General features: G+C 62.4%; 13 protein-coding genes. 9 read left to right on the top strand and 4 right to left on the bottom strand.

The features are described 5' to 3' along the window. Positions 1–156: 156 nt before the first annotated feature. From MPC4_RS15335 to MPC4_RS15325, 3 genes are read left to right on the top strand one after another with little or no spacing between them, the layout of a single operon-like run. Positions 157–2,679, top strand: coding sequence for a sensor histidine kinase (locus MPC4_RS15335; RefSeq protein ID WP_174513276.1), 2,523 nt, complete (start codon positions 157–159; stop codon positions 2,677–2,679). Beyond that, on the top strand, positions 2,669–4,240 hold the full coding sequence (gene tsaE, locus MPC4_RS15330) for a tRNA (adenosine(37)-N6)-threonylcarbamoyltransferase complex ATPase subunit type 1 TsaE (protein WP_174513275.1): 1,572 nt from the start codon (positions 2,669–2,671) through the stop codon (positions 4,238–4,240). Before MPC4_RS15335 ends, tsaE begins: the two co-directional genes overlap by 11 nt. 22 nt (positions 4,241–4,262) lie before the next feature. Then, the gene (locus tag MPC4_RS15325) at positions 4,263–4,988 is read left to right on the top strand and encodes a nucleotidyltransferase family protein (protein ID WP_244629047.1); all 726 of its coding nucleotides are present in this window, start codon (positions 4,263–4,265) and stop codon (positions 4,986–4,988) included. A 191-nt stretch (positions 4,989–5,179) separates the two neighbouring features. On the opposite strand, the gene MPC4_RS15320 is transcribed toward MPC4_RS15325, so the two are convergent. Continuing rightward, positions 5,180–6,277, bottom strand: coding sequence for an acyltransferase family protein (locus MPC4_RS15320; protein WP_174513273.1), 1,098 nt, complete (start codon positions 6,275–6,277; stop codon positions 5,180–5,182). A gap of 265 nt (positions 6,278–6,542) precedes the next feature. Between MPC4_RS15320 and MPC4_RS15315 the strand changes: the two genes are divergently transcribed. The 3 genes from MPC4_RS15315 (at position 6,543) to rfaE1 (ending at position 11,021) form a co-directional block, all read left to right on the top strand. Further along, positions 6,543–8,081 (top strand): YifB family Mg chelatase-like AAA ATPase, encoded by a 1,539-nt coding sequence (locus tag MPC4_RS15315; RefSeq protein ID WP_174513272.1) that lies wholly within the window; start codon positions 6,543–6,545, stop codon positions 8,079–8,081. 116 nt (positions 8,082–8,197) lie between these two features. After that, positions 8,198–9,409, top strand: a complete 1,212-nt coding sequence (locus MPC4_RS15310; RefSeq protein ID WP_174513271.1) for an AGE family epimerase/isomerase — start codon at positions 8,198–8,200, stop codon at positions 9,407–9,409. Positions 9,410–9,545: 136 nt separating this feature from the next. Further along, the gene (rfaE1, locus tag MPC4_RS15305; protein ID WP_174513270.1) at positions 9,546–11,021 is read left to right on the top strand and encodes a D-glycero-beta-D-manno-heptose-7-phosphate kinase; all 1,476 of its coding nucleotides are present in this window, start codon (positions 9,546–9,548) and stop codon (positions 11,019–11,021) included. Between the two features lie 45 nt (positions 11,022–11,066). Here rfaE1 and MPC4_RS15300 read toward each other — a convergent pair whose 3' ends face one another. Then, positions 11,067–12,629 carry a bifunctional aminoglycoside phosphotransferase/ATP-binding protein gene (locus MPC4_RS15300; RefSeq protein ID WP_174513269.1) on the bottom strand — a complete coding sequence of 521 codons (1,563 nt, stop codon included), beginning with the start codon at positions 12,627–12,629 and terminating at the stop codon, positions 11,067–11,069. Between the two features lie 195 nt (positions 12,630–12,824). Between MPC4_RS15300 and ribH the strand changes: the two genes are divergently transcribed. From ribH to thiL, 3 genes are read left to right on the top strand one after another with little or no spacing between them, the layout of a single operon-like run. Continuing rightward, positions 12,825–13,319: a 6,7-dimethyl-8-ribityllumazine synthase gene (gene ribH, locus MPC4_RS15295; RefSeq protein WP_174513268.1), complete on the top strand. Its 495-nt coding sequence runs from the start codon at positions 12,825–12,827 to the stop codon at positions 13,317–13,319. Continuing rightward, on the top strand, positions 13,319–13,783 hold the full coding sequence (nusB, locus tag MPC4_RS15290; protein WP_134488197.1) for a transcription antitermination factor NusB: 465 nt from the start codon (positions 13,319–13,321) through the stop codon (positions 13,781–13,783). The genes ribH and nusB overlap by 1 nt, the downstream gene beginning before the upstream one ends. Next, entirely contained in the window at positions 13,722–14,801 is a 1,080-nt protein-coding gene (thiL, locus tag MPC4_RS15285) for a thiamine-phosphate kinase (RefSeq protein WP_174513267.1), read from the top strand. Before nusB ends, thiL begins: the two co-directional genes overlap by 62 nt. A gap of 172 nt (positions 14,802–14,973) precedes the next feature. On the opposite strand, the gene MPC4_RS15280 is transcribed toward thiL, so the two are convergent. Then, positions 14,974–15,861, bottom strand: a complete 888-nt coding sequence (locus tag MPC4_RS15280) for a hypothetical protein (protein WP_174513266.1) — start codon at positions 15,859–15,861, stop codon at positions 14,974–14,976. A 30-nt stretch (positions 15,862–15,891) separates the two neighbouring features. Then, positions 15,892–16,260: a hypothetical protein gene (locus tag MPC4_RS15275; RefSeq protein WP_174513265.1), complete on the bottom strand. Its 369-nt coding sequence runs from the start codon at positions 16,258–16,260 to the stop codon at positions 15,892–15,894. Between the last annotated feature and the right edge of the window lie 118 nt (positions 16,261–16,378).

Raw genomic sequence — 16,378 nt, 5'->3', positions numbered from 1 at the left:
ACCGGTCTGATCGGAATATGCTCTGGCCGCTCCGGCGCCTTGAAGGGAAAAGCCCCGCATAGGGTCTTAACGGGATTCTCAAAGGTTGGCTGTACCGCTACAGTGCTGCGAATCAGGCGGCGGTCGGCCTCGATCGAGACCGATTCGGAGACGTGTATGGAGCGGCGCTGGGATCAGCGGGGGGAAACAATGTGGAAGCCGGCGGCGGGGCTGCGTCTTGGCCTCGGTGTTTGTCTCGCGCTGGCCCTGTTCCTCGCGCCGGCATCGGCAGGGATGGAGACAAGCGCCGGCGAGGCTTTGCATCACAGCGCCGAGGCGGCGGGACTTGCGATCATCGCCGGGCTCATCCTCTTTTCGACGCTGACCGCGCTCTTTCACCTGAAGGAACGGCGCCAGGGCGCGCGGCGCGAGAGCGTCCTCACCACTGAGGTCGCCGCTTTGCGGGCGAGGCTCGATCGCGCCGAGCTCTTCCTTGCGGGCGAATCGCAAATCGTCATCGTGTGGGGCGGCCCCGACGACGAACCCGAGATCGAGGGCGATCTCGGCCTCGTCACGCAGGCGTTGATCGCGCATCGCGTGCTCGCCTTCGGCTCATGGCTGCCGCCCGAGATGGCGCGAAACCTCGAAGACAGCGTCGCGCGTCTGCGCGCAAGGGGCGAAGGCTTCCGCTTCGCGGCGACGGATCTTGAAGGCCGTCATCTCGACATCGAGGGCCATCCGATCAGTGGCCTCGCCGTCATGCGGATCAGGGATGTTTCAGGCGAACGCCTCGAAGTCATTCGCCTGCACGAATTGCAGGCGCGCACCGTCGGCGAACTGCGTTCCTTGTGGGCCATGCTGGACGCGGTTGCGAGCCCCGCCTGGGTGCGCGATGGGGAAGGGCGGCTGACCTGGGTCAACGCCGCTTATGCGCGCGCCGTCGAAGCTAAAGATCCGGCCGAGGCGGTGGCGCGCGGCGTCGAGCTTCTCGAGCGGACGACGCGCGACGCAAGCGCGGAAGCGCGGGAATCAGGTTCGATCTGGCGCGGTCGAGCGCCCGCGATCGTCGTCGGCGAGCGCCGCATCTTCGACATCGTAGACGCGCCGGCGGGCGCGGCTTCCGTCGGAATGGCGATGGACGTGTCGGAGATCCAATCCGCCCGCGACGCGCTCGAACGCGAGATGCAGGCGCATGCGCGAACCCTCGATCAACTGTCGACGGCGGTGGCGATTTTTGATCGCACGAAGCGGCTCGTTTTTCATAACGCTGCTTATCGCCAGCTCTGGAGCCTCGATCAGGCCTGGCTCGGTCAGAAGCCGGCCGATTCCGAAATTCTCGACCGCCTGCGCGCCGCGCGGCTGCTGCCCGAACAGGCCGACTTTCGCGCCTGGCAGGCGAGCCTTCTTGGCGGCTATCAGTCTCTCGAGACGGAGGAGCAGGCCTGGTATCTTCCCGACGGCCGCACGCTTCGCATCGTCATCAATCCCAATCCGCAGGGCGGCGTCACCTATCTCTTCGACGATGTGACGGAGCGATTCCATCTCGAACAGCAGTTCAACGCCGCGATCCGCGTCCAGAGCGAAACGCTCGACACGCTGAAGGAAGGCGTCGCCGTGTTCGGCAGCGACGGCCGCCTCAAGCTGTTCAATCCGGCCTTCGCCCGCCTATGGGCGCTGCGGCCGGAACAGCTGGATGATCAGCCTCATATCGACCGCGTGGCGCGGATCTGCGCGCCTCTTTCCGTCAATGAATCGGACTGGAACGAACTGCGCGCCATCGTCGCCGGCCTGCAGGATCATCGCCTCGGGTTTGAAAGCCGCCTTGTCCGGCGCGATCATTCAGTTCTGGATTGCGCCGCCGCGCCGCTGCCGGACGGCGCGACCATGCTGACCTTCATCGACGCCACGGCGGGCGTCAATGTCGAGCGCGCGCTGACCGAACGCAACCAGGCTCTGCTCGACGCCGAGAAGCTGCGCAATGATTTCGTTCACCACGTCTCCTATGAATTGCGCTCGCCGCTGACCAACATCATCGGCTTCATCCAGCTCCTTGGCGACCCGGCGGTCGGCCCGCTCAACGCCAAGCAGTTCGAATATGCCGGCTATGTGACGAAATCCTCCTCCGCGCTTTTGGCGATCATCAACGATATTCTCGATCTCGCCTCGATCGACGCCGACGCCATGGAGCTGTCGCTGGAAGCGATCGATATTGCCGAGACGATGCGCGGCGCGGCCGAGGGCGTGCAGGACCGTCTCGCCGAGTCAAATCTTACGCTGCGCGTCATCGCAATGGACGGCGTCGGCTCGTTTGTCGCGGACGGCAAACGAATCCGGCAGATCCTGTTCAATCTGCTGTCCAATGCGATCGGTTTTTCTTCGGCTGGCCAGACCATCGATCTCGCCGCCCTGCGCCGCGGCGAGGAGATCGTATTCAAGGTGAGCGATCAGGGACGCGGCATTCCGGCCGATGTCATCGATCATATTTTCGATCGTTTCAAGACGCATACCACGGGCTCGCGCCATCGCGGCGTCGGGCTTGGCCTTTCCATCGTCCGGTCGTTCGTCGAATTGCACGGCGGCCGCATTTTGATCGACTCCGCGCTGGGGGAGGGAACAACCGTGACTTGCATCTTTCCAGGCGAACGTATGAAGGTGAGCGCGATCGAAACAGGGCGGGAGCGTGAACGTAATGGGGGCTGAGGCGGAGCTGGCGACCCGGCCCGAGACAGTGTGGCTGCGCCGCCTTGTAGACGAGGCGGCGACGGAGGCTCTCGCCGCCGACATCGCCGAACTGGTCGGCGCCGGCGATCTCATCACGCTCTCCGGCGATCTCGGGGCCGGCAAGACTACCTTCGCCCGCGCCCTGATCCGGCGGCTGACGGGCGAGCCCAACCTCGAAGTGCCGAGCCCGACTTTTCTTCTCATGCAGATCTATGACGGCGGACCCGCGCCGATCGTACACGCCGATTTCTACCGGATCGAGCGGCCGGACGATCTCGTTGAACTCGGCTGGGACGAGGCGACCGATGGGGCGCTGGTCCTCGTCGAATGGCCCGACCGCGGCGGGCGGCATCTTGGTCTCGACCGGCTCGACATAAAGTTTACGCTCGATCCAGCTTCGGGCGCGGGCGGCGGTCCGGCCGGATCGCGCACCGCGACGGTGACTGGCTTCGGCGCTTTCGCGGCTCGCCTCGCCAGAGCCAAGGCGATTCAGGATATTCTGGAGCCGACGAGCTGGCGCGACGCGCAGCGCCATTTCATGCAGGGCGACGCCTCGACGCGCTCCTTCGAGCGCCTCGTCAAGGACGACGGCTCGAGCGCCGTGCTGATGATCGCGCCGCAGCGTCCCGATGGTCCGCCGATCCGCTACGGCAAGCCCTACAGCGCGATCGCCCGGCTCGCCGAGGACATCAGACCGTTCATCGCCGTCGATAAAGGGCTGCGCAGCCACGGCTTCTCGGCGCCGGAAATCTACGCCTTCGATCTTTCGACGGGCGTCATTTTAATGGAGGATCTCGGTTCTGAGCCGATCATCAACGACGCCGGCGTCGACGTCGAGCGTTACGTCTCGGCGGCTTCGGCTCTCGCCAGGCTTCACGCGACCGCGCTGCCAGACGTCTTGCCGATCGGCGATGACGAGACCTATCGCATCCCGACCTACGATCTCGACGCGCTTTCCATCGAGGTCGAACTGCTCCTCGACTGGTATGCGCCGCATTGCGCGCGCGCGCAGCTCTCTTCCGGCGCCAAAGCGACCTTCGTCAACCTCTGGCGCCGCACATTGACGGAAGGGTTGACGACCGATTCGACCTGGACCCTCCGCGATTATCATTCACCGAACCTGATCTGGCTTCCGCGGCGCCAAGGCGTGGCCCAAGTCGGCATGGTCGATTTTCAGGATTGCGTGCTGGGCCATCCAGCCTATGACGTCGTCTCGCTCCTGCAGGACGCGCGAGTGGATGTGCCCGACGCCGCCGAGCTGAAGCTTCTGTCGCACTATGCGCGGCTGCGGCGCGAAGCCGATGCAGGCTTCGACATGGGCGATTTCGCGCGCGCCTATGCGATCTTAGGGGCGCAGCGGGCGACCAAGATCCTTGGGATTTTCACGCGCCTCAATGTGCGCGACCATAAGCCGCATTATCTTGCCCATATCCCGCGCGTCGAAAAATATCTGGCGAAAGATATGAACCACCCGGTTCTGGCGGAGCTCAAGATCTGGTATGAGACAAATCTTCCACGGATCTTCGAAATAGCCGCCTGAGCGCACCGTAACCAGGGCCGATATGTCTTTCACTGCGCCAAGCAAAGCGATGGTCTTCGCCGCAGGGCTTGGCACGCGCATGCGCCCCCTCACGGCGACTGTCCCAAAGCCGATGATCAAAGTCGCGGGCAAGCCGATGATCGACCATATGCTGGACCGTTTCGCGCGCGCGGGAACCCGCACCGCCATCGTCAACGTGCATCACCTTGCCGATCAGATCGAGGCGCATCTTTCGACGCGCACGGATCCTGAGGTCATTATCTCCGATGAGCGGGACGAGCTTCTCGATCAGGGCGGCGGCATCGCCAAGGCGCTGCCCCTGCTGGGGAGCGAGCCCTTCTTCCTCGCGAACACGGATGCGCTCTGGCTCGAGGGTCCGCGGCAAAATCTGCGCCGCATGGCCGAAGCGTGGGACCCTGTCAGAATGGATATCCTGTTGCTTGTCGCCGCGACGACGGCGAGCGTTGGCGTCGACTGGCCCGGCGATTTTCTGATGGCTGCGGACGGCCGACTGACCCGCCGCGCGGAATTTCAGGTCGCGCCGTTCGTCTATGCCGGCGTCGGCATCGTGAAGCCGGAGTTGTTCGCGGCGCAGGCGCGCAGAGTGTTTCCGCTGGCGCCATTTTTCTTCGAGGCGGCGCAAAAGGGCCGGCTCTATGGACAAAGGCTCGATGGTTTGTGGCTGCATGTGGGCGTGCCGGAGATGATCGCCGAAGCCGAATGGATCATCTCGCGCAGCGTGCTGTGAGGCGAAACGCCGCTGTCCGCCCTGCATCCGGCTCTCATCAATAAGTCAGGGCATGATGTCGCCCGAAAAACCGGATTCCAGTTTTCGGCGTCATGCTCCAGCGTTCAGGCGCAATCGCATTCCGCTCTTTAAGCCTTTGTTTTATCGCATGGGATCAACCCGAAAAATCTGCACCTTTTCGGCGTCATGCTTTAATCCAATGCTTTCGCGAGTCTGTAGCCGCTTTTCCTGAAGCCGAGGAGAAGAGCCTCCTTCAGCCGGGGGTAAAACGGCCGCACGAGCGCGCCAAGAGCAGCCGAGGCGACCAACGCGCCAATCACGACGGCGCCGGTTTTGACCGGACCATCCGGCCGCTCATGAAGCGCGGCGGCGATCCAGAGCTCCAGCGGGAAATGGAAAGCGTAGATTGCGAAGGTCAGGGCGCCCGCGTGGCGGATCGCTCGTTCGGCCGGTCTCAGCAGGCGCCCGAGTCTCCCAGCGATGGCCATCGCCCCCAGAAGATGAAGGCAGATCAAGGCTCCGACCAAATTTTGCCAGAGAAAATTTTCGGCGATATTGAGATAACGATCAGCTACATCGGCGCCGAGCAGCAGGCGCTGCATTGAGAATAGCCACGGACTGACGTGGAGCGTCTTCAATGCGAAGATCAGGGCTGGCGCTCCAAGGTAAAGCGCGAGGCCCCAGCCTGGGCTCAACTTTAACTTGTCCCGCCTCTGGTAGAGCCACACGCCAAATAGCCATCCAGGCATGAGAAGCAGGATCTGCGGACCCGCGAAAAGTGCGACCGCCGCGACGATCCAGTTGCGCCACGCGCGCGGCGAAAACATGAACGCAGCGAAAATGGCGTAATACCAGGCGATATATCCAATCGACCACAGTGGAATGTTCGAAAGCGGGGAGACTTCGAGGAACCAGGTCTGGTTTTGAAATATGGCTGTCAGGAAGAGCCGCAGCAGGGGACTGTCGAATCCCATATACTCGCCCCAACCCTCATAGGGCGCGGGGGACAGGCGTAATCCGATGGCGTCGAGGATAAAGGTCAGCGCCAGCGCCGGCAACACGATAGACCACAATCTGGCGAGGCGCGACGCGCTATAAACAGCGAGACTGCGTTCGCGCGTCGCCACGACATAGGCGATAACAAAACCTGACAATACGAACGTCGCCTCGATCGCCTCCAGTCCCAAACTGAACTTGAGCCAGTCTCCACCCATCTGCGTCACAAGTCCATGGGAGATGACTATACTCAGCACCGCCAGGAAACGAAACAGGTCAATGTAAAGCGACAATCCTGGAGCCATAGAGCCAGCCTCAATCCTGGAAGAACGGGAGATCTAAACCAAAAATAATACCGTCAAGACGCGGAGAATTCATGGGATATGGTTTCAACGACGCGCCGAAGACGCGACAATGACAGCATATTGTGTGCATTTTTTGGCCTATTCTTGGAGCTGTTCGCCGCGCTGCCTTGCTCAAGCTCCGTTCCCCGATTGTTCTTGCTGGTCCGCGAGATCTCCGTTAAGCTGAGTATAAGCTGAGAAATGAGGCGTCTCCATGGTCGTCAGAATCGCGACAGTCGCTTTCGAAGGCATCGAGGCTCGGCCCGTCGACGTTCAGGTGCAGATCGCCAACGGCAACGTCGCCTTCACCGTTGTCGGACTCGGCGACAAGGCGGTCGCTGAATCGCGCGAACGGGTGCGCGCCGCCCTCAACGCCTCGGGCCTCGCGCTCCCGGCCAAGCGCATTACCGTCAATCTCGCGCCCGCCGATCTGCCGAAAGAGGGCAGCCATTATGATTTGCCGATTGCGCTCGGCGTCATGGCGGCGATCGGGGCCATCCCTCCCGACGCGCTGCAAAATTATACGGTGCTCGGCGAACTCGCGCTCGATGGGACGATCACGGCGGTGACCGGCGTTCTTCCCGCGGCGATGGCCGCCAATGCGCGCGGGCAGGGGCTGATCTGCCCGCATGACAGCGGCGCGGAGGCGGCCTGGGCAAGTCAGGATCTTGACGTGCTGGCGCCGATCTCCCTGATCCAGCTCGTCAATCATTTCAAGGGTCTTCAGGTCATGGCGGCGCCGCGCCCGGCGATCCGGCAGGCGGGGGGAGCTTTGCCGGACCTTCGCGACGTCAAGGGCCAGGAAAGCGCCAAGCGCGCGCTCGAAATCGCCGCGGCGGGCGGCCATAATCTGCTTTTCAACGGGCCGCCCGGCGCCGGCAAGTCCATGCTCGCGGCGCGCCTCCCCTCGATTTTGCCGCCGTTGACGCCGCGCGAATTGCTGGAGGTTTCGCTCATTCATTCGATCTCCGGCGACCTTGCGGGCGGCGCCTTGACCGATCGCCGTCCGTTCCGCGCGCCCCATCATTCCGCATCGATGGCGGCTCTCGTCGGAGGCGGGGCGCGCGCGCGGCCGGGAGAGATTTCTCTCGCCCATCATGGCGTGCTTTTTCTCGATGAATTGCCAGAATTTCAGCCGCAGGTCCTCGACAGCCTGCGCCAGCCGATAGAGACCGGCGAGGTGGCGATCGCCCGCGCGAACCATCGCGTCATCTATCCCGCGCGCTTTCAGCTTGTCGCCGCGATGAACCCTTGCCGTTGCGGTCATGCGACCGATCCGGGATTTGCCTGCAATCGCCAACCAAATGCGCGATGCATCGCGCAATATCAGTCGCGCCTATCGGGGCCTTTGCTGGACCGCATCGACCTTCACGTCGAGGCGCCTGCCGTCGCCGCGGCCGATTTGATGCTGCCGCCGCCCGCCGAAGGGTCCGCCGAGGTCGCCGCGCGGGTCGCCGCGGCGCGGGCGATTCAGGCGCGCCGCTATGCCGAGCTTGGCCTCCAGGGCGTAGGCTCCAATGCCGCCGCTCCATCCGCCGTCATTGAACAGGTCGCGCAACCGGACGCCGGCGGCCTCGCCCTTGTCCAGGAAGCCTCCGACCGTCTCCGTCTCTCGGCTCGAGGATTCCACCGCATTTTGAAGCTGGCCCGCACGATCGCGGATCTCGACGGGGCGGGGACCGTCGGCAGTCTGCATCTGGCAGAAGCGCTCTCTTACCGCGTCGATGCGACGCGCCAGTTACGGGCCGCTTGACCCAACTGTGAAGGCCACGCTTCGTCTGGACGTCTCAGAAACGTGCTACACAAGCGTGAGGCTCATTGGATGCGGTCTGGACAGGCGCCTCCGCGAGGCGCGCAATGGAGAGAATAATGGATGTCGCCGCTCCGGTTACGGCAGACACATTGAAATCGGCGCGCGCCAGCGCGACGGCTTTGCGCGACTGGATAGTCGAGAGAGCGCTTCCCCTCTGGTCGACGATCGGCTTCGACGCGCAGCGGGGCGTCTTTCAGGAACGCCTTGACTGGAGCGGGCGGCCAGTCGAGACGGTCCCGCGCCGCGCCATGGTGCAAGCCCGGCAGATCTATGTCTTTGCCCATGCGGCGCATCTTGGCTGGTTCCCCGAAGGCGGCCGACTGGCCGAGATCGCGATGAGTTCGCTTTTGCAGAAGTTCCGCGAGGCGGACGGCGGATCCGGCGGCTTTGCCTTTTCAGTCAGCACGGAGGGCCGCGTCGTCTCGACGGCGCGCGACGCTTACGCGCATGCCTTCATCCTCTTCGCCATCGCCTGGCTCTATCGCCTTAATGGCGATCCGCGGCTGATTGGCCACGCCGACGAGACGATCGCCTTCATTGACGCGGCGCTCGAAGATCGCGCGCATGGCGGCCTTTACGACCAAAGCCCGGTGCAGGACCGCAACAAGCGGCAAAATCCGCATATGCACCTGCTCGAGGCCTATCTCGCGCTGGAGGGCGCCGCTCCCGGCCGCGGCTACGGCGAACGCGCCAAGAGCCTCGTCGATCTTTTCAAGGCTCATTTGTTCCGCGAGGATCCCGGCGTCCTGCTCGAATATTTCGCCGAGGACTGGAGCGCTCATCCCGATCCGCTGAAGCGCGGCGTCTTTGAACCCGGGCATCATTTCGAGTGGGTCTGGCTTTTGGCCGAATATGAGAAACTCACCGGCGAGGATATGCGGCGGTGGATTTTGCCGCTCGATGGCATCGCCCGGCGCAATGGGCTCGCGGAAGACGGGATGATCTTTGATGAAGTCGACAGCGAGATGCGCGTTCTGAAACGCTCGCACCGGATCTGGCCGCATACGGAAGCGGCGAAGGCGGCGGTCGCCCGGTGGGAGATGGGCGACGACGCTTCGCCGCGCTTCGCCGCCGCAATGATCGACGCGCTACGGACAGGTTTTCTCGACAGGCCATTCGTCGGCGGCTGGACCGATCATATCAGCGCGGACGGAAGCCCTCTTGTCGATTACGCGCCGGCGAGCTCGCTTTATCATCTGTTCCTGGCGACGGCGGAGACATCTCGCGCCTTTCCCCGTAGCCCACCGGCTGAACCGCAGGAGTCCTAAGCTCAAGCTTTTGCCCGGGCGCGCTTTCACGATAGACTTCAGCTATGTTCTGGCTGGATCCTTGCTAGCCCTTCCTTCACTCCCGAGGCGTCGTGGCTGCGCCGCCAACGCCTTTCTATTGTCGATTGGATCTTCAATGCTTCCTATTCTCGATCGCTTTGCGAAAGCTCGCGTCGCGGTGATCGGCGATCTGATCCTGGATTGCTATCTGCACGGCGACGTCAGCCGGATCTCGCCCGAGGCTCCGGTTCCTGTCGTGCGCTCTCTTTCGGAGGAGGTGGTCGCCGGCGGCGCCGCGAATGTCGTCGCGAATCTTGCAACGCTTGGCGTCATCGTCGACGTCGTCGGCCTGACCGGCCTCGACAACGCCAGGGACAGTCTGATCGATCGTCTCCAAACGCACGGCGAAATCGACATATCCGGCATGATCGGCGTCGCAGACCGTCCGACGACCAGAAAGCTCAGGGTTTTGGGGGCGCATCAGCAGATCGTTCGCGTCGATCATGAAGACACCTCGCCATGCGGCAGCCGGGTGGAAGATCAACTTCTGGAGGCCGCTCTCAGCGCCGTGGACCGGGCCGACGTCGTGATTTTGTCGGACTATGGCAAGGGCGTCCTCTCGCAGCGCATCCTGCGGGAGGTCATCGCCAAATGCAACGCGGTGGGGAAGAAAGTCCTTGTCGATCCCAAGCAGCTTGACCTTTCAGCCTATAGCGGCGCGTCGATCCTCACGCCAAACCGCAAGGAACTGACCGCCTCGACGCGCTTGCCCTGCGAGACCGACGCCGAGGCGCTGGTCGCGGCGGCCGCGGCCCAGGAGATGAGCGGGGCCAATGTTCTGCTGACGCGTTCCGAAAAAGGCATGTCCTTCTTCCCGCTCTCCGGCGAGCCGATCCATCTTGCAACCGTCGCGCAGGATGTGTTCGACGTGTCTGGCGCGGGCGACACAGTGATCGCCGTGATGGCGGCCTCGCTGGCGACAGGCCTCTCCGTCCGCGACTCGATGAAACTCGCCAATCACGCGGCCGGCATCGTCGTCGCCAAAGTCGGCACGGCCTGCGTTATGCCGGAGGAGCTCGCCGCCTCGCTCGCGGCCGAACTGGCGTCGCCCTCGGTCAATGACGGGCGCCACATTTCCCGCGAGGAGGCCGTCGCCCAGCGCTGGGCCTGGGCCAGGGAGAAGCTTACCGTCGGCGTCGCCAACGGCTGTTTCGATCTTTTGCATCCCGGCCATGTGTCGCTCATCAAGCAGGCCGCCGCAGCGTGCGACAGGCTTATCATGGCCCTTAATTCGGACGCCTCCGTGCGCCGTCTTAAAGGGCCGAGCCGTCCCATCCAGGATGAAGAGTCGCGTGCGGCGGTGATGGGCGCCCTCAAAGGCGTCTCCGCCGTCGTGCTTTTCGATGAAGACACCCCGCTCGAACTGATCAAGGCCTTGCAGCCCGACATTCTGGTCAAGGGCGCCGATTATACGGAAGACAATGTCGTCGGCGCCGAGATCGTCAAGGCGCGCGGCGGCCGCATCGTCCTCGCGCAACTGTCGCCCGGACAGTCGACGTCGAAGCTCGTTGCGACCTCGAAGCTGCTCGCAAAAACAGAAACCGCCTATTGAGCAGCGCCGTGGCGCGCAACTGAGAGCAGGGGCTTCGGCTTTGCGTCACTTCGGCGTTTCAACGCGGGCGCCTGCGTCGATTGCAGCAAGCGCCTGATTGACGAGCGCCTCGATCGGCTGTGACGCGTCGAGGCGCCGCCAGTCGATGGTCCCGACCGCCTCCCGCGCCTGCGCGGCGGCGATTTCGGGGCCGGCGTCCGACGCATCATCCTTGCGGCGCGAAACCCGTTCCAGCCTGATCCCGGTTGGCGCTTCGAGCCAGAGACCCGTGAATCGCGCCCCCGCGCTTTTGCCGATATCGGCCCGCGCCCGCTCTTCGGCTGTTCGGTGGGCGGCGTCGAGGACCACGCTCTGACCCGCTGCGAGCGCCGTCGCCGCGAGATCGCGCAAACGGCGGTAGACGATCACCGAGATTTCCGGCCGGTAGGCCTGCTGCGGCAAGGTCTCGAATTCGCCGGCGTGAAGAAAGCGCTTTCGCTCGATGTCGCTGCGCAGATGGACCGCGCCGGGCGGACGGCCGATCAAAGGCGCGATTTTTCGTGCGAGCGAGCTTTTCCCGGTCCCCGAGAGGCCGCCGACGGCAACGAGCTGAAGCGGCTCCGGCACAAAAAAGGCGCGGGCGGCGGCGAACAGCGCCCGCGCCGCGGCGATCGTCGCGGCCGTTTTGCGAGGTTCGAGGTTTGTCACTTTGGCGCGGATCGCCGCGCGCAGACTGAGAAAAAGCGGCAGCGCGGCCAGCGCCTCAAGCTGCCTTTCGACGTCGTCGCACTTCGAAAAATAGCGGTTCATCAGCAAATTGGCCTCGATCTTCAGGCCGCGCGTCCAAACATCCATCAGCAGGAAGGCAAGATCATAGAGAATGTCGCAGGTCGCCAGCCGCTCGTCGAATTCGAGCGCGTCGAACAAAACGGGCGTGTCGTTTATCATGGCGATATTGCCTAAATGGAGATCGCCGTGGCAGCGCCGCACTTCGCCTGCGGCTTCGCGCCGCTGGAGCAGCGATTTTGAGCGCTCGAAACTGTCCAGCATGCGGCGCTTGAGGTCAGCCGTCTCACCGGCCGGAAACACGTCGGGAGCGCCTTCAAGGGACGCCATCGTTTCTTCGATTTGAGCGCGCAGGGCCGCCGGCGCGTCCCTGTCGCGCATGATCGGCGCTCTTCGGTGCGAGGCGGCGACCGCCTCGGCGAGCTTTTCGACGAGCTTCATATCGAGTTCGCCGCGCGACGCGAGCCGATCCATCGCAAGGTTTTCGTCGAAGCGGCGCAGATGCACAGCCCATTCGATGATTTCGCTGCCAGAGCCAAGCTTTAAGCGGCTATTCTCGCGTGAAATGGGAACAACTCCGAGATAGATCTCCGGCGCATTTCCCTTGTTGACGGCAATCTCGCTCTCACATGCCGCGCGCCGTTTTTCCAGCGTCGAAAAATCCATGAAAGGAAAGTGCACGGCGCGCTTGACCTTGTAGACATGTTCGCCGGCGAGGAAAACGGAGGCGCCATGCGTGTCGATCCGCACCACCGGCTCATCGAGCCCATAGGTCGCGGAATCTGCGAGGAAGGAGAAAACCTCCGACTGGTCCGGCTTGTGGCTACGCTCAGCTTCGTTCATTTGAAAGTCTCGCTGTGGCTTTGAGATCGCCGCGCCAGGCGCGAGCATCGGCCGTGGGATTGTGGCGCTTTGAAGCGGAGGGCTCGTTCGCGCGCTTTCAGCTTGCCGCGACGGGCGGGCCTTGTTACTCCCAAAAGAAATTTGCGAGGTTCGTCCTCGATCCTTCCCGAAATCGTCTTGAGTTTAAGATCCATCATGGTCATCCCGCGCCGGTCATCCCTGGATGCCGCTGAAACAAACGCCGCCGGCGCAAGATTTCTTATCGTTGAAGCGCGCTTTTACGACGCCATTGGCGCGATGCTTCTCGCCGGCGCGGAGGCGGCGCTGAGCAGGGCTGGAGCGCGCCATGACGTCCTCACCGTGGCGGGCGCCCTCGAAATTCCGATCGCCATGGCGATCGCGCTCGACCATGCGGAGAAATCGGGCGAGCCCTTCGCCGGCGCGATTGCTCTTGGCTGCGTCATTCGGGGAGAAACCTATCATTTCGAAATCGTCTCCAATGAAAGCGCGCGCGCTTTGACGCAGCTTGGGGTGGCGCGTCAGCTTGCTCTCGGCAATGGCGTCCTGACCGTCGAAACCGAGGCCCAGGCTTTGGAGCGGGCGGACCCCGGCCGGGGCGATAAGGGAGGCGACGCCGCGCGCGCTGCTCTTGGCCTTCACGCGCTCAAACAGAAAATAGGAGCGCTCTGATGGCCAATGCCGATGGACGCTCCGCAGCCCGCCTCGCCGCCGTTCAGGCCCTCTATCAAATGGAAGTGTCGGAAAAAGGTTTGAACGAGACCTTCGCTGAATTCGAGTCTTTCTGGATTGGCAATGAAATCGAAGGCCAGCGCTACAAGGCGGCTGAAGTTGCATTTTTTCGCGATATTCTAACGGGCGTGCTGGCCGATCAAGGCCCCATCGACCGGGCGATCGATCAAACGCTTGTCGACGGCTGGCCTCTTGCGCGGGTCGACGCGGTTTTGCGCGCCATTTTGCGCGCGGGCGCCTATGAACTGAAGAAGCGCGCCGACATTCCCGCGCGCGTCTCAATCAAGGAATATGTCGATGTCGCCGGCGCTTTCTTCGATCGCGAAGAGGCCGGGATGGTCAATGCGGTGCTGGACGGCCTCGCCCGCCGTTACCGCGCCGCCGAATTCGAGCCGCGCGCTTAAGAGGCTGAATGAGGCCGGGCATCTGACGCAACTCACCGAGGACGAACTGATCGCGGCCTATTTTGCGCCGCTCGCGGGCGACGCGGGGTTGCGGCTCAGCGATGACGCGGCCCTTTTGCGCGCTCCTTTGGGACGCGAACTCGTCCTCACCAAGGATATGCTCGTCGCGCGCGTGCATTTTTTCAGTAACGATCCGCCCGCGGCCATCGCGCGCAAGGCGCTGCGCGTCAATCTGTCGGACCTCGCCGCCAAGGGCGCGGAGCCTTTGGGATTCCTGCTTGGGCTCGCCCTGCCGGAAGACTGGACGACGGACTGGCTCGGGGCCTTCGCGAAGGGGCTTGGCGAGGACGCAGCCCGCTTTCAATGCCCGCTGCTTGGCGGCGATACCGTTAAAACGCCAGGGCCTCTCACGATCTCGATCACAGCCATCGGCGCGGTCGTTCCTGGAAAAATGGTTTTGCGCGGCGCCGCCGAGCCTGGCGATCTCATCTACGTAACAGGAACCATCGGCGATGCGGCGCTCGGCCTCAAGCTTCGGCTTGGCGCGACGTGCGATCAGGACTGGATCGGCGCCTTGAATGAAGCCGACGCGGCTTTTCTGCTCGAACGCTTTCTGCTGCCGCAACCGCGTCTCGCGCTGAAAGACGCGCTCGCATCAAACGCCCATGCCGCGATGGACGTTTCCGATGGTCTTGCCGGCGATCTTTCCAAAATGCTCCGCCTTGCCGGACTGACGGCGAAGATCCCGGCAGCAAATATTCCCCTTTCGCGCGCGGCGCGGGAGGCTTTGAGGTTGGAGCCAAAGCTCATCGAGCCGGTCTGCGCTGGCGGTGACGATTATGAAATTCTATGCGCCGTTCCGCTTGCCAAAAGCGCGGCGTTCGAGGCGGCGGCTCAAGCAGCCGGCGTCATGGTGAGCGCAATCGCCAGCGCCGCGCCGGGAGATGCGCCGCCCGTGTTCGAGGACAGGGAAGGACGAAAACTGATCTTCGCCCGGCCTTCCTTTCAGCATTTTTAGCTTCACCGGGCCTTTCGCGGAATGCGCCGATGTGCGCCGCTGCATCGCCCGCGAGAATGCTATTCCATCTTTTCGATGGCGTCCCGAGACTCGCGAAGCGGCCGGAAGCAAATTTCGGACTCTCAATGGCGATAGCAACGGCTTCAATGGTCCGCACGAAGCCGGCCGGCAGTTACCCGACATTGGGCGGAAGATCGCTTGCCCAGAAATCCAGTCTCATCGGGGAAAGCCCTCTGTCGGACTCGCTATGGGTTAGAAAGTCGTTTCCCTTAATGCTTTTATCAAACGCCGGCAGGAAGATATCGTTTGCGATCGGTCCCGATGGATTCGCCAGAATGGCCTGCAAATCAGCGTCGCGGGGCGGCCCCGCGACAAATTTATCCAATATTGTAAACGAGCCCCATTCGGATGCGGACGGAACTCCCGATCTCCAGAAAAAATCAACCTTGTGCGCGACGCGCCAGTGGAAGTGCGCCAGATAGTTGCGAGACTGGTCGGGAGCGATCGCTGTAAGAATCGTCCAGAATTCACAATCATGTTTAAAGTCATACAGAAAATTATTGATGTTCGACGCTGTATGGTTCTGCATCAACAGCGGCACGCTTAAACGCGGTTCATCATGCGCGCTTGGACTGGCCCGCGATCCTGTGAATTTGGATTTGTCGTCTGGGTCGCGCATCCACGGAATCGTGGATTTGTTCAAACAATCGAGCAGCGTTGGAGTCGAAATTCCTTGAGTGGCGTCACAGACGATTGAGCCTTCCGATTGAACTCTCCCAGTATAGCGCGTCCTCAAAGCTGTTTGACGCACGATCTGAAAGAAGCCGACTTTCCAGCCGTCGAGCGCGTCTCCGGGCGCGATCGAGAATTGGACCCGCGCATCCGCCTTAAAACCGAATGGCGCCAATGCTTTTTCATCTTTGTTGCTCGTGAAGAACGCAGCGGATCCAGGCGCGGCCGGCACGATTTTGCCTGGGAAATTGAGGATGACGGCGAGCGGCCTCACATCATCGGCATGAACGGTAATCTGGATCGATGACATGTCGATACTAACAGTCATTTGGCCTCCTGAGCAATCTGGAGGGACAAGTCAGGACACTTTCATGCCATAAGTTGACGGATCCGGTAACAAGCGCGGCTGCTGTTCCTTGCGCAGCATCTCTTCGTCGAGCGCGGCGATCGTCATCTTGCCAACGATGTTGTCTACCTCGTTTTCATACGCGTAGTTGATGATGTTTCTTTTTCTTTTGAACGCCAAGACTGCGGCGACGGTGGATTGACCATAGCGGCAGGTCTGCAGATCGTCGGTAGACACAGATAAATTATCAAGCGCGAACAAGGCCGAATGTATTTTGGAGACATGTTCTCCCGTCGCCCCCTCCTTGATGTGAGCGGAATTATCGACGAGGCAGGCCTCAAGCGCGGGATCGCCTTTGAAGAGATTCGATCGCAGCCCCATTTCTCGCTCCGAAGAGGACCCGCCCCGGTGGCGGATGGTAAGCTTGGAAATGATGTCATAAATTATTAGTTGACAATATCATAAAATGACGAACCCCAAAACGGACGAATCGGCGAGG

The organism is Methylocella tundrae, from assembly GCF_901905185.1.
Lineage (GTDB): Bacteria > Pseudomonadota > Alphaproteobacteria > Rhizobiales > Beijerinckiaceae > Methylocapsa > Methylocapsa tundrae.
Note: the sequence above shows the minus strand (reverse complement) of the source record. Positions and strands in the feature narration are given on the sequence as shown.

Bases quoted from the DNA above. Each gene is read 5' to 3' on its own strand.
- MPC4_RS15335 (WP_174513276.1), top strand. From the start codon at position 157: ATGGAGCGGCGCTGGGATCAGCGGGGGGAAACAATGTGGAAGCCGGCG.
- tsaE (WP_174513275.1), top strand. From the start codon at position 2,669: ATGGGGGCTGAGGCGGAGCTGGCGACCCGGCCCGAGACAGTGTGGCTG.
- MPC4_RS15325 (WP_244629047.1), top strand. From the start codon at position 4,263: ATGTCTTTCACTGCGCCAAGCAAAGCGATGGTCTTCGCCGCAGGGCTT.
- MPC4_RS15315 (WP_174513272.1), top strand. From the start codon at position 6,543: ATGGTCGTCAGAATCGCGACAGTCGCTTTCGAAGGCATCGAGGCTCGG.
- MPC4_RS15310 (WP_174513271.1), top strand. From the start codon at position 8,198: ATGGATGTCGCCGCTCCGGTTACGGCAGACACATTGAAATCGGCGCGC.
- rfaE1 (WP_174513270.1), top strand. From the start codon at position 9,546: ATGCTTCCTATTCTCGATCGCTTTGCGAAAGCTCGCGTCGCGGTGATC.
- MPC4_RS15300 (WP_174513269.1), bottom strand. From the start codon at position 12,629: ATGAACGAAGCTGAGCGTAGCCACAAGCCGGACCAGTCGGAGGTTTTC.
- ribH (WP_174513268.1), top strand. From the start codon at position 12,825: ATGGTCATCCCGCGCCGGTCATCCCTGGATGCCGCTGAAACAAACGCC.
- nusB (WP_134488197.1), top strand. From the start codon at position 13,319: ATGGCCAATGCCGATGGACGCTCCGCAGCCCGCCTCGCCGCCGTTCAG.
- thiL (WP_174513267.1), top strand. From the start codon at position 13,722: ATGCGGTGCTGGACGGCCTCGCCCGCCGTTACCGCGCCGCCGAATTCG.
- MPC4_RS15280 (WP_174513266.1), bottom strand. From the start codon at position 15,861: ATGACTGTTAGTATCGACATGTCATCGATCCAGATTACCGTTCATGCC.
- MPC4_RS15275 (WP_174513265.1), bottom strand. From the start codon at position 16,260: ATGGGGCTGCGATCGAATCTCTTCAAAGGCGATCCCGCGCTTGAGGCC.